The sequence below is a fragment of the Paraburkholderia yinzeri genome (genome assembly GCF_046581065.1).
Taxonomy (GTDB): domain Bacteria; phylum Pseudomonadota; class Gammaproteobacteria; order Burkholderiales; family Burkholderiaceae; genus Paraburkholderia.
This window is the reverse complement of record NZ_JBFOCJ010000001.1, coordinates 3,004,465-3,016,684: the sequence shown is the minus strand read 5'-3', so window position 1 is coordinate 3,016,684 and position 12,220 is coordinate 3,004,465. Positions and strand designations below refer to the sequence as shown.

Annotated in this window: 9 protein-coding genes; 8 read left to right on the top strand and 1 reads right to left on the bottom strand. The window is 65.5% G+C overall.

Features of this window, described 5'->3' with window-relative positions; translation table 11 throughout:
* Positions 1-22 precede the first annotated feature (22 nt).
* From WJ542_RS14425 to WJ542_RS14405, 5 genes are all read left to right on the top strand, one after another.
* Positions 23-214 (top strand): DUF2065 domain-containing protein, encoded by a 192-nt coding sequence (locus WJ542_RS14425; RefSeq protein WP_027793544.1) that lies wholly within the window; start codon positions 23-25, stop codon positions 212-214.
* Between the two features lie 28 nt (positions 215-242).
* Positions 243-1,394, top strand: coding sequence for an ATP phosphoribosyltransferase regulatory subunit (locus WJ542_RS14420; protein ID WP_411189894.1), 1,152 nt, complete (start codon positions 243-245; stop codon positions 1,392-1,394).
* 130 nt (positions 1,395-1,524) lie between these two features.
* Complete coding sequence (locus WJ542_RS14415; RefSeq protein WP_411189893.1) at positions 1,525-2,871, top strand: adenylosuccinate synthase; 1,347 nt, start codon at positions 1,525-1,527, stop codon at positions 2,869-2,871.
* A gap of 48 nt (positions 2,872-2,919) precedes the next feature.
* Positions 2,920-3,495, top strand: a complete 576-nt coding sequence (locus tag WJ542_RS14410) for a phosphoribosyltransferase (RefSeq protein ID WP_411189892.1) — start codon at positions 2,920-2,922, stop codon at positions 3,493-3,495.
* Between the two features lie 293 nt (positions 3,496-3,788).
* Positions 3,789-5,675 (top strand): potassium transporter Kup, encoded by a 1,887-nt coding sequence (locus WJ542_RS14405; RefSeq protein WP_411189891.1) that lies wholly within the window; start codon positions 3,789-3,791, stop codon positions 5,673-5,675.
* A 118-nt stretch (positions 5,676-5,793) separates the two neighbouring features.
* Here WJ542_RS14405 and WJ542_RS14400 read toward each other — a convergent pair whose 3' ends face one another.
* Complete coding sequence (locus WJ542_RS14400) at positions 5,794-8,136, bottom strand: Tex family protein (RefSeq protein WP_411189890.1); 2,343 nt, start codon at positions 8,134-8,136, stop codon at positions 5,794-5,796.
* Between the two features lie 66 nt (positions 8,137-8,202).
* On the opposite strand from WJ542_RS14400, the gene WJ542_RS14395 reads away from it, so the two are divergent.
* The 3 genes from WJ542_RS14395 to yoaA all read left to right on the top strand — a co-directional run bounded on the left by WJ542_RS14395 (position 8,203) and on the right by yoaA (position 12,051).
* A complete protein-coding gene (locus WJ542_RS14395; protein ID WP_411189889.1) occupies positions 8,203-9,420 on the top strand; it encodes a hypothetical protein in 1,218 nt (405 codons plus the stop codon).
* Positions 9,421-9,498: 78 nt separating this feature from the next.
* Complete coding sequence (locus WJ542_RS14390) at positions 9,499-9,732, top strand: DUF465 domain-containing protein (RefSeq protein WP_411189888.1); 234 nt, start codon at positions 9,499-9,501, stop codon at positions 9,730-9,732.
* 123 nt (positions 9,733-9,855) lie between these two features.
* Positions 9,856-12,051: a DNA repair helicase YoaA gene (yoaA, locus tag WJ542_RS14385; protein WP_411190572.1), complete on the top strand. Its 2,196-nt coding sequence runs from the start codon at positions 9,856-9,858 to the stop codon at positions 12,049-12,051.
* Positions 12,052-12,220: the final 169 nt, after the last annotated feature.

Sequence of the window (12,220 nt, the reverse complement as noted above, 5' to 3'; positions counted from 1 at the left end):
CGCGCACGGCGCGTTCTTTGGCATGAACCTGGCTGGCTCCCTGTTGCTCGCGATCGCGCTGATGCTGATTATCGAGGGTATGTTCCCGTTCGTTTTTCCGACGGCCTGGCGCGATACGTTTCGTAGAATCGCCGAGCGGCCGCCGCATCACATCCGGATCGGCGGGCTGATCGTGATGGGCCTTGGCCTCGTGATCCTCATGCTCGCAACCTGATTGCCTTCATAGTAGTAGGACTCAACCGATGTCGACCTGGTTACTTCCCGAGAATATTGCGGACGTGCTGCCGTCCGAGGCGCGCAAGATCGAAGAATTGCGCCGCCACCTGCTGGACCGCTTCCGCGCGTACGGCTACGAGATGGTCATGCCGCCGCTGCTCGAATATCTCGAATCGCTGCTCACCGGCGCCGGGCGCGACCTGAACCTGCGCACGTTCAAGCTCGTCGATCAGTTGTCGGGCCGCACGCTCGGCCTGCGCGCGGACATCACACCGCAGGTGGCGCGCATCGACGCGCACTTGCTGAACCGCCAGGGCGTGACGCGCCTGTGCTACGCGGGCAACGTGCTGCATACGCGTCCGCGCGGCCTGCATGCCACGCGCGAGCAGATCCAGATCGGCGCTGAAATCTATGGCCATGCCGGGCTCGAAGCCGACCTCGAAATCCAGCAATTGCTGCTCGACGCGCTGCGTCTCGCGGGCCTCGCCAAGGTGCGTCTCGACCTGTCCCACGCGGGCGTGCTCGCGGCGCTCGTCGAAGCCGATCCGGCCGTAGCGGCGCTTGGCGACGCGCTCCATGAAGCGCTGGCGGGCAAGGACGTACCGCGCCTCGCCGAATTGACCGAGGCGCTCGCGCCGCTCACGCGCGACGCGCTCCGTGCGCTGCCCTCGCTCTACGGCGACGCCAGCGTGCTGGAAGAGGCGCGCACGCGCCTGCCAGCGCTGCCGGGCATCGCACGCGCGCTGGACGATCTGGCATTTCTCGTGAGCGAGATCGACGGGGCGGAGCTGATGATCGATCTCGCCGATCTGGGCGGCTATGCCTATCACAGCGGCGTGATGTTCTCGGCCTACGTGGACGGCGTGCCGAACGCCGTGGCGCGCGGCGGCCGTTACGACAAAGTGGGCGAGGCCTATGGCCGCGCGCGTGCCGCAACAGGCTTCTCGCTCGACCTGCGCGAAGTGGCCCGTATTTCGCCCGTCGAGGCGCGCAGCAGCGCGATCCTCGCGCCCTGGCGGCACGACGAGGCCTTGCGCACCGCCGTGGCGGCGCTGCGCGACGCGGGCGAGGTCGTGATCCAGGCGCTGCCGGGCCACGAGCACGATATGGACGAATTCGCGTTCGACCGCGTGCTGATCGAGCGCAGCGGAGCGTGGGTGGTCGAAGCGCGAGCCTGAGCGTCCCGGTAAGTGATCGAGCTCGCCCAGGCCGTTGAGAGATAAGGGAAATTCCCGCTATTTCGGGAAAAAAAGCGGGCTCGCGCGCGAACCCAGGTAGAATACGTTTTTAACCAGCTAACGAAACACCATGTCTGCCAGCGCAGTGAATGTAACCCCGGGACGCAACGTCGTCGTCGTGGGCACCCAGTGGGGAGATGAAGGCAAGGGCAAGATCGTCGACTGGCTGACGGACCACGCGCAAGGCGTGGTGCGTTTCCAGGGCGGTCACAACGCCGGCCACACGCTCATCATCGGCGGCAAGAAGACCATTCTTCGCCTCATTCCGTCGGGCATCATGCGCGCGGGCGTTGCCTGCTACATCGGCAACGGCGTGGTGTTGTCGCCCGAGGCCCTGTTCAAGGAAATCGGCGAGCTTGAAAGCGCGGGCATCGACGTCCAGAGGCGCCTCTTCATCTCCGACGCGACCACGCTGATCCTGCCGTATCACATCGCCATCGACCAGGCGCGCGAAGCGAAGCGCGGCGCGGCGAAGATCGGCACGACCGGCCGCGGCATCGGCCCGGCGTACGAGGACAAGGTCGCGCGCCGCGGCATGCGCGTGCAGGATCTGTTCGAGCCGGAACTGTTCGCCGAGCGCCTGCGCGACAACCTCGACTATCACAACTTCGTGCTCACGCAGTACCTGGGCGCGGCGCCGGTGGACTTCCAGCAGACGCTCGACACGATGCTGAGCTACGCCGACCGTCTGAAGCCAATGGTAACGGACGTTTCGCGTCGCCTTTATGACGTCAACCGCTCGGGCGGCAGCCTGCTGTTCGAAGGCGCGCAGGGCACGCTGCTCGACATCGATCACGGCACCTATCCGTACGTCACGTCGAGCAACTGCGTGGCGGGCGCGGCATCGGCGGGTGTGGGCGTGGGTCCCCAGCAGCTCAACTACATCCTTGGCATTACGAAGGCGTACTGCACGCGTGTCGGTTCGGGCCCGTTCCCGAGCGAGCTCTACGACGCCGACAACGCCGACCGCCAGGAAGAAGTCGGCCTCACGCTCGCGAAGGTCGGCAAGGAATTCGGTTCGGTCACGGGCCGTCCGCGCCGCACGGGCTGGCTCGACGCCGCCGCGCTGCGCCGCTCGATCCAGATCAACGGGGTGACGGGCCTGTGCATCACGAAGCTCGACGTGCTCGACGGCCTAGACGAAGTGAAGCTCTGCGTGGGCTACAAGGTGAACGGCAAGGATGTCGACATCCTGCCGCGCGGCGCTTCTCAGGTCGCGGAGTGCGAGCCGGTCTACGAGGCCTTCCCGGGCTGGAAGGAAAGCACGATCGGCATTACGCAGTGGGACGCGCTGCCGAAGAGCGCGCAGGCCTACCTCGCGCGCGTGCAGGAAGTGGCAGGCGTGCCGATCGATATGGTGTCGACCGGTCCGGATCGCGACGAGACGATCCTGCTACGTCACCCGTTCAAGGCGTAAGCAAGAAAAAAATAAGAAAAAAACAAGGAAAATGAAGGGTAGCGCACGATGATTCAGATGATGGACCCGCGTAACGACGAGAAGAACCTGTGGGTTGGCTGGGACGAGTACCACCGGCTGATCGAGTTGCTCGCGCTTGCAGTGCATGAATCGCGCTGGAAGTTCGACCAGATCCTGTGCCTCGCGCGCGGCGGACTGCGCGTGGGCGATCAGCTCTCGCGCATCTACGACCTGCCGCTCGCGATTCTCGCGACCAGTTCGTATCGCGAAGCCGCCGGCACGGAGCAGGGTGACCTCGATATTGCGCAGTACATCACAATGACGCGCGGGGAACTCGCGGGCAACGTGCTGCTCGTCGACGATCTCGTCGATTCGGGCGTCACGCTCGCGCGCGTGCAGCAGCACCTCAAGGAGCGTTATCCGGCGGTGACGGGCGTGCGTTCGGCGGTGCTGTGGTACAAGGGCTGCTCGAAGGTGAAGCCCGACTACTTCGTGCAGCACCTGCCGACCAATCCGTGGATTCACCAGCCGTTCGAGGAGTGGGACACGGTGCGCCCGCACAATCTGGGCGCGTGGATCAAGCGTGGCCTGCAGCAGGCGAACGCAGCCCCATCGCAGTCCTGACGGCACCGGACAAGGTTTGTTGTGAATGCATCCAATTGCACCCAATGAACCTTCTGTGGCAGTCGTGAAAAGCGGAGCCTTTCGAGGCTCCGCTTTTTTTGCATGACGTTTTCGTGTCGGGGCGACCCAAAAGCCTGTACGGACACGTGAGGGTAGACAGAATGGGGGCCAATGCTACACTTCGCCGGAACGGAAGACGTGGCATGACCACAACGGGCGTCGTTGGGGTCACGTAGCCGGTTTAGAATAGCGGTCGCTTTTATTTTCCGCCTCGAAAACGGATCTCCGCGTATATGACAACTAGCACACACGTGGCAAAGCAGCCTCTGCCGGCGCTGGCCGTTGCGGCAATCGGCGTCGTGTTCGGCGACATCGGCACGAGCCCGCTCTATTCCCTGAAAGAGGCATTCAGCCCGGACCACGGCATCCCGCTCAACGACACCTCCATTCTCGGCGTCATCTCGCTGCTGTTCTGGGCGATCATGATCGTCGTCAGCGTCAAGTACGTGCTGTTCGTCATGCGCGCCGACAACAACGGCGAAGGCGGCGTGCTCGCGCTGATGGCGCTGGCGTTACGCTCGTTCAAGCGCACGAGCCGCGCCGCGCTGATCCTTACCGGCCTCGGCATCTTCGGTGCGTGCATGTTCTACGGGGACGCGGTGATCACGCCCGCGATCTCGGTGATTTCGGCGGTGGAAGGCCTTGAAATCGCGGCGCCCAAGCTTTCCCATCTCGTGGTGCCGCTCACCATCGTGATCCTGATCGCGCTCTTCTGGATCCAGCGTCACGGCACGGCGCTCGTCGGCCGTCTGTTCGGGCCGATCATGGTGCTGTGGTTCGTGACCATCGGCGTGCTCGGCCTGTCGCGCATCGTGCAGGCGCCGGGCGTCATCGCCGCGCTCAATCCGTACTACGCAGTCAGCTTCATGGGCGCGCACATGTTGCAGGCTTATGTCGTGCTCGGTTCGGTGGTGCTGGTGCTCACCGGCGCGGAAGCGCTCTACGCCGACATGGGCCATTTCGGCGCCAAGCCCATCCGCGTGGCCTGGTATGTGCTCGTGATGCCGTCGCTCGTGCTGAACTACTTCGGCCAGGGCGCGCTTCTGATGCAGGACCACCACGCCATCGAGAATCCGTTCTTCCTGCTCGCGCCCGACTGGGCGCTGCTGCCGCTCGTCGTGCTCTCGACGGTGGCGACCGTGATTGCTTCGCAGGCCGTGATTTCGGGCGCGTATTCGCTCACGAGCCAGGCGATCCTGCTCGGCTACGTGCCGCGCATGAAGGTGCTGCACACGTCCGATCTCGCGATCGGGCAGATCTACGTGCCGGTGGTGAACTGGCTGCTGCTGTTCGTCATCCTGTGCATCGTGGTCGGCTTCAAGAGCTCGGACAATCTGGCCGCGGCCTACGGTATCGCCGTGACGGCGACGATGGTCATGACCACGGTGCTGCTGTGCGTCGTGATGATCGAAATCTGGAAGTGGCACAAGGCGCTCGTCGCGCTGATCATCGGCGTCTTCCTGGCGGTCGATCTGGGCTTCTTCGGCGCGAACCTGCTGAAGGTCGAAGAGGGCGGCTGGCTGCCGCTCGGCATCGGCGCGTTGTTGTTCTTCCTCCTCATGACCTGGTACAAGGGGCGCATGATCGTGAAGGAGCGCACGGCCGCCGACGGCATCCCGCTGATGCCCTTCCTGCAGGGGCTGCTCGCGCATCCTCCGCATCGCGTTTCGGGCACGGCGATTTATCTCACCGGCAGCAACACGCTGGTGCCGGTCAGCCTGCTGCATAACCTCAAGCACAACAAGGTGCTGCACGAGCGCACCATCTTCCTGACTTTCGTGATTCGCGACATTCCCTATGTGTCCGAGGCGGAGCGCCTGAGCGTGCAGGACATCGGCGGCGGGCTTTATCTCGTGAAGGCGGACTACGGTTTCAACGAGACGCCGGACGTGAAGGCGGTGCTGCAGGAAGTGGGCCGCACGCACGACATGACCTTCGAGATAATGGATACGTCGTTCTTCATCGCTCGCGAGACGGTGGTGCCTACCCAGTTGCCGGGCATGTCGATCTTCCGCGAGCGCGTGTTCGCGTGGATGCACCAGAACGCGGCGAAGCCCACGGATTTCTTCAGCATTCCTGCCAACCGCGTGGTGGAGCTGGGGACGAAGATCGAGATCTGACGCGCGGCGTGCTGCGGAAATAAAATAACGGCACTTCGGTGCCGTTATTCGTTGGGGTGTCGCGCGACGCGAGCCTGCTCACCACAGGCCCCCGCGCGCGAAGCGCCGCGCTCGCGCCTTACCGCTGTTTGAGCTTCGCGAACGCCGCTGCCATCGCGCCGCCCGGCTCCGGGTCGCGCGAACGTTGCGGGCGGCCTGCATTGCTGCCGCTGCCGCCGTTTCGGCTGCCGGAATTGTTGCCCGCATTGCCGCTGCGCTGGGCGGCGCTTGCGGGATCGTCGTCCAGACGCATGGTGAGCGCGATGCGCTGGCGCTTCACGTCGACATCGAGCACCTTCACCTTGACGACCTGGCCGGCCTTCACGACTTCGTGCGGGTCCTTGATGAACTTCGTGGACATGGCGGAGACGTGCACGAGGCCGTCCTGATGCACGCCGATGTCGACGAACGCGCCGAACGCCGCCACGTTCGTCACGACGCCCTCTAGCAGCATGCCGGGCACGAGATCGGAGACTTTCTCGACGCCTTCGCGGAAGGTGGCGGTCTTGAACTCGGGGCGCGGGTCGCGGCCCGGCTTTTCGAGTTCGCTGAGGATGTCGCGGACCGTTGGCAGCCCGAAGCGTTCGTCGACGAACTCAGTGGGCGAGAGACCCGAGAGCGCTTCGCGATTGCCTAGCACGTCGCCAATCGAGCGCTTGATCTTCGCGAGCATGCGCTCGACGAGCGTGTACGCTTCGGGGTGCACCGACGAGCGGTCGAGCGGATTTTCGCCGGCGTTGATGCGCAGGAAGCCCGCGGCTTGCTCGAAGGTCTTGTCGCCAAGGCGTGGCACCTTCTTCAGATGCTCGCGCGAGGGGAAGGGGCCGTTGGCATCGCGGTAATCGACGATATTGCGCGCGAGCGTGGCGTTCAGCCCCGAGACGCGTGCGAGCAATGCGACCGAAGCCGTGTTCGCATCCACGCCCACGGCGTTCACGCAATCCTCGACCACGGCGTCGAGCGAGCGCGCGAGCTCGCGCTGGTTCACGTCGTGCTGGTACTGGCCGACGCCGATGGCCTTCGGCTCGATCTTCACGAGTTCGGCGAGCGGGTCCTGCAGGCGGCGCGCGATGGAGACGGCACCGCGCAGCGAGACGTCGAGTTCGGGGAACTCCTTGGCCGCCAGTTCGGATGCCGAATAAACCGATGCACCGGCTTCGGACACGACGATCTTCTGCAGCCTGAGTTCGGGATGGCGCGAGATCAGCTCGCTCGCGAGCTTGTCGGTTTCGCGCGAGGCGGTGCCGTTGCCGATGCTGATGAGTTCCGCCTGGGTTTGCGCGGCGATTCGCGCGAGCTTCGCGAGCGAGCCGTCCCAGTCGCGGCGCGGCTCGTGCGGATAGATCGTGTCGGTAGCGAGCAGCTTGCCGGTGCGGTCCACCACGGCCACCTTGACGCCGGTGCGCAGACCCGGATCGAGGCCGATCACGGCTTTCGGGCCCGCCGGCGCGGCCAGCAGCAGGTCCTTGAGATTGCGCGCGAACACGTGGATCGCTTCGGTCTCGGCCTGCTCGCGCAGGCCCGTCAGCAGTTCGCTTTCGAGGTGCGGCTGCACCTTCACGCGCCAGCACCAGCGGCACACGTCGGAGAGCCATTTGTCGGCGGCGCGCCCCTGGTTCGCGATGCCGAAATGGCGCGCGATTCGCCCTTCGCCCGGATGCGGCACCAGGGCGTCCCGCTCGGCGCCGAGGCCGAGTTTCACCATCAGCACGCCCGCGTTGCGGCCGCGAAAGAGTGCAAGGGCGCGGTGCGAGGGCACGGTCCTGATCGTTTCGGAGTACTCGTAATAATCGCGGAATTTCTCGCCTTCTTCGCCTTCCTTGCCTTCCACCACGCTCGAGCTGACGAGCGCCTCGTTGTGGAGCCACTCGCGCAGCTTGCCGAGCAGTTCGGCCGTCTCGCCGAACTGCTCCGAAAGGATGTCGCGCGCGCCGTCGAGGGCCGCTTTCACATCGGCGACACCCTTTTCGGCATCGACGTATTGCGCGGCCTCCGTCTGCGGATCGAGCAGCGGATTGCCGAGCAGCGCGTCGGCGAGCGGCTGCAGACCCGCTTCGCGCGCGATCTGAGCCCGAGTGCGGCGCTTTGGCTTGTACGGCAGATAGAGGTCTTCGAGGACCTGCTTGCTGTCCGCGACTTCGATTGCCATGCGCAGCTCGTCGGTGAGCTTGCCTTGTTCCTCGATGCTCGCGAGAATCGTGGCGCGGCGCTCTTCGAGCTCGCGCAGGTACAGGAGCCGCTCTTCGAGCGTGCGCAACTGCGTATCGTCGAGATTGCCCGTGACTTCCTTGCGGTACCGGGCGATGAACGGAACGGTCGAGCCTTCGTCGAGAAGCTGCACGGCGGCTGCCACCTGGCGAGGCTGTACGGTCAGTTCGGCGGCGATACGCTGGACGATCTTGAGTGCTACGGTTTCCGTCATAGGGTCTGGGTCTTCCTGTAGGGCCTGGCAACGCTTGCGCGAACAGGCTTCGGGATCGGGTTGCACTTGCGCGGCCGAACGGAAAGGGCCCCGGAGGGGGGCGGTCCGCCGGCCGGTAGAGCGGGGCATTTTGCCATAAATGCCGGAGCGCTCAACCCGGGGGGTGTTAGAATTTCGGGCATGTCCCGCAGCCATCCGAAGACGTTGACGATCTCCCGCTTGCTTCCCGGTTTGTCCCCCGGCTTGAACCTTGCCAACCTCCGTACGCGGAGCGGCGCCCAGTGGCGTACCGCCACCCGTCTGGCAGCTTGTGCCGTCGCACTGTACGCCGCGGCGAGCGTGCCGGCAGTGGCCCAGGAAGATCCGGCGTCCGGTACGGCGGTGTCGGCCGGGAGGGCGCAGGCAGCCAGTGCCGCGATGCCGTCCGTGGCGCCGCGGGACAATAGCCCAGGCGTGCCCTGGGTGGCGTCGGGAACGGGCGTCACGGCGAGGCCGCTGGATGCGGCGTCGGCGGCGGGTGCAAGCGCAGTTGCGGGGGAAAGCAGCGCGCAGGACAGCGTGCAGGCAGGCTTCGATGCACGGCAGAAGGTGCTGGACCGCCGCTCGGCGGAGAATAATTATCGCTATGCAGTCGCGCAGCACGACTGCTACAGCAAGTTTTTCGTGAACCACTGCCTCGGCACGGCGCGCGACCAGATGCGGGCCGTGCAGGCGGACATTCGTGGCGAACAGTTGAAGCTCGACGAGGAGCAGCGCACGGAGCGCGCGCGGCACCGCGACGAACAGGCTGCGTTGCAGCAGGCGCAAGATGCGGCCAATGCGCCGCAGCGTGCCGCCAATGAAGCGGCAAACGCGCAGGCGTATCAGCAGAAACAACAGCAGCACGTGCTGGATCAGGCCCAGCGCGCGGCGGAAGCCCCGCAGCGCGCGGCGAACGAGCAGGCGTATCAGCAGAAGCAGCAACAGCACGCACTGGATCAGGCCCAGCGCTCGGGCGAGCAGTCGCAGGCCCAGCGCGCGGCGAACCAGTCGGCGTACGACCAGAAGCAATCCGACTTCCAGCAGAAGCTGGACGAGGCTCACCGCCAGGGCCAGCAACAGGCCGAAGAGCGGCAGCAGAAAGCCGAGCACTTCCAGCAGAAGCAGGAAGACGCGGCGAAGCACAAGGCTGACGTGGAGCAGCGTCAGAAGCAGGCGGCCGAGAAGGCGCAGCAAAAGCAGCAACAGCAACAAGAGCAGCAGCGAGAACAACAACAGCAGCAGATGCAGCAGCAGGACCAGTAGCACGTTTTTCCTGGCCAGACAGCAACCTCAGGCGCGCCGACCGACAAGAGGCACGCCGCTCAACACGAGGAGGCGAGCATGCGCGAGCAACGTGAAGTCAAGTCCACGGTCCTTCAGGACCGGATACTCCAGCTGGAGTCCGAGCACGGCGATCTGGACCGTCTGATCGACCGGATGGCCGAGACGCCGGGATGCGACGATGTCGAATTGCAGAAGCTCAAGAAGCGCAAGCTCAAGGTCAAGGACAACATCATCCTGCTGCAATTGCAGCTGGACCCCGATTCAACGAAGACTTCGAACGGGCACGGCTGAGTCCGGGTTCCGGCAGGCGCCGGGGCGCGGAATCCGCAGTGCCGCGCCCGCCGAACCGAGCAGGAACCGCTTGCCTTGAATTCAACGACCGTTTCGCAATCCCGGCCTGCGCCCGAAGACGGTGTGCCGGATGCCGACGCACGTCCGTCGCGTGCCGGGGCCCCGGCGGCGCTGACCGCGCGCCGCGCAGCCGAACTCGAAAATCTGTTCGCCGCTGACGGACTGCTTGCCCGCGAGATCGACGGCTATCGCCCGCGCGCCTCGCAGATCGAAATGGCGCGCGCCGTGGCCGCGGCCATGGAGGCGGCCGCGAAGGGATTGCCCGAGCCGGAGGCGTTCGAGCTGAAGGCGCGCCCGGCGCGGCGTCAGCCGGGTGGTAGCGATGCCGCCGGCGAGGCAGCGAATACCGTTGCCGAGGCCGGCGACAACACGCTGATCGTCGAGGCCGGCACGGGCACCGGCAAGACCTACGCCTATCTCGTGCCGGCCATGCTCTGGGGCGGCAAGGTGGTCGTTTCGACCGGCACGAAGCACCTCCAGGACCAGCTCTTCCAGCGCGACATCCCCACGGTGCGCGATGCGCTCGCGGTGCCCGTGAGCGTCGCGATGCTCAAGGGGCGCTCGAACTACCTGTGCCACTACTACCTGCAGCGCACGGCCGACAACGGCCGGCTGCCGTCGCGCCAGGAAACGTCTTACCTGCAGGAGATCGTGCGCTTCGCGAAGATCACACGCTCGGGCGACAAGGCCGAGCTTGCGAGCGTGCCGGAGACGGCGGCGGTCTGGTCGATGGTGACGTCCACGCGCGAGAACTGTCTGGGCCAGGAATGTCCGCACTACAAGGACTGCTTCGTGATGCAGGCACGCCGGGAGGCGCAGCAGGCGGATATCGTGGTCGTGAATCACCACCTGTTTTTCGCGGACATCATGTTGCGCGATACGGGCATGGCTGAACTGCTGCCGAGCGCGAACACGATCATTTTCGACGAAGCCCATCAGTTACCGGAAACGGCGACGCTGTTCTTCGGCGAGACGCTCTCGACCTCGCAGTTCCTCGAGCTCGCACGCGATTGCGTGGCCGAGGGCCTGAGCCATGCGCGCGACGCGGTCGAGTGGGTCAAGCTCGGCGCGGCGCTCGAGCGCGCCGCGCGCGATGTGCGGCTCGCCTTCAAGGAGGACTCGCTACGGCTGTCGATCACGCAGCTTGCCGAGGACCACCTGCTCTTCGATGCGCTCGACGCGCTGCAGACCGAACTCGGTACGCTGGCAACGGCGCTGGCAGGGCAGGCGGAGCGCGCGGAGTCGCTAGGCGCGTGCCTGCGCCGTGCGCGCGAACTACAAGGCGTGCTGGCGGGATGGACGGCGCCGCAAGCGGGTACCGCAACCGTACGAGAGCCCGGGGCAGCGGAAGCCACCAGGGAAGGCGACGACGATCACGCCGACGCTGACGAGAAGGTCCGCTGGGTCGAGGTCTTCTCGCATACGGTGCAATTGCACGAGACGCCACTGTCGGTGGCGCCGATCTTCGCGAAGCAGCGCGCCGGTGTGCCGCGCACGTGGATCTTCACGTCGGCGACGCTCTCGGTGCGCGGCGATTTCACGCACTATGCGGCGCAGATGGGCCTGAATTCGCGCCGGTCGATGACGCTGCCCAGCCCGTTCGATTATCCCCAGCAGGGGCTGCTCTACGTGCCGCGCAACATGCCGCAGCCGTCGTCGCCGCAGTTCACCGACGCCGTGTTCGAAGCGGCGCTGCCGGCCATCGAGGCCTCGGGCGGGGGCGTTTTCATGCTGTGCACGACGCTGCGCGCGGTGGACCGGATTGCCGCGAAGCTGCGCGATACGATCGAGGCACGCGGCTGGAACACGCCGCTGCTCGTTCAGGGCGACGCGAGCCGCACAGAACTGCTGGAGCGCTTCCGCGCTTATGGCAATGCGATCCTCGTGGGCAGCCAGAGCTTCTGGGAGGGCGTGGACGTGCGCGGCGACGCGCTCTCGCTCGTCGTGATCGACAAGCTGCCTTTCGCGCCGCCCGACGACCCGGTGCTGGCTGCGCGGCTCGATGCGCTCACGAAGAAGGGATTGAGCCCGTTCGCGGTCCACCAGTTGCCTCAGGCGGTGATCACGCTCAAGCAGGGCGCAGGACGGCTGATCCGCGCGGAAACCGATCGCGGCGTGTTGATGATCTGCGACACGCGCCTCGTCGACAAGCCGTACGGCCGGCGCATCTGGCAGAGCCTGCCGCCGTTCAAACGTACGCGTGAGATCGACGTGGTGAAGGCGTTCTTTGATGGGGATGGGGAAGATCCCGCGGATTGAGGGTTGCGGCGCGTTGCTGTCACATTTTATGCAGGGCGGATAGCAAAAAAGCCACGAACGAAAGTTCGTGGCTTTTTTGCTTGCCCGCTGCACATCGGGCGAAGCCGCCGGAATGTGCAACGGTTCGCAGCAAGGCCCGCCGGAGGTGAACTCCGCACGGGCGTCGCGC

Bases quoted from the DNA above. Each gene is read 5' to 3' on its own strand.
- WJ542_RS14400 (WP_411189890.1), bottom strand. From the start codon at position 8,136: ATGACGGAAACCGTAGCACTCAAGATCGTCCAGCGTATCGCCGCCGAA.
- WJ542_RS14415 (WP_411189893.1), top strand. From the start codon at position 1,525: ATGTCTGCCAGCGCAGTGAATGTAACCCCGGGACGCAACGTCGTCGTC.
- WJ542_RS14390 (WP_411189888.1), top strand. From the start codon at position 9,499: ATGCGCGAGCAACGTGAAGTCAAGTCCACGGTCCTTCAGGACCGGATA.
- WJ542_RS14410 (WP_411189892.1), top strand. From the start codon at position 2,920: ATGATTCAGATGATGGACCCGCGTAACGACGAGAAGAACCTGTGGGTT.
- WJ542_RS14405 (WP_411189891.1), top strand. From the start codon at position 3,789: ATGACAACTAGCACACACGTGGCAAAGCAGCCTCTGCCGGCGCTGGCC.
- WJ542_RS14420 (WP_411189894.1), top strand. From the start codon at position 243: ATGTCGACCTGGTTACTTCCCGAGAATATTGCGGACGTGCTGCCGTCC.
- WJ542_RS14425 (WP_027793544.1), top strand. From the start codon at position 23: ATGAACCTGGCTGGCTCCCTGTTGCTCGCGATCGCGCTGATGCTGATT.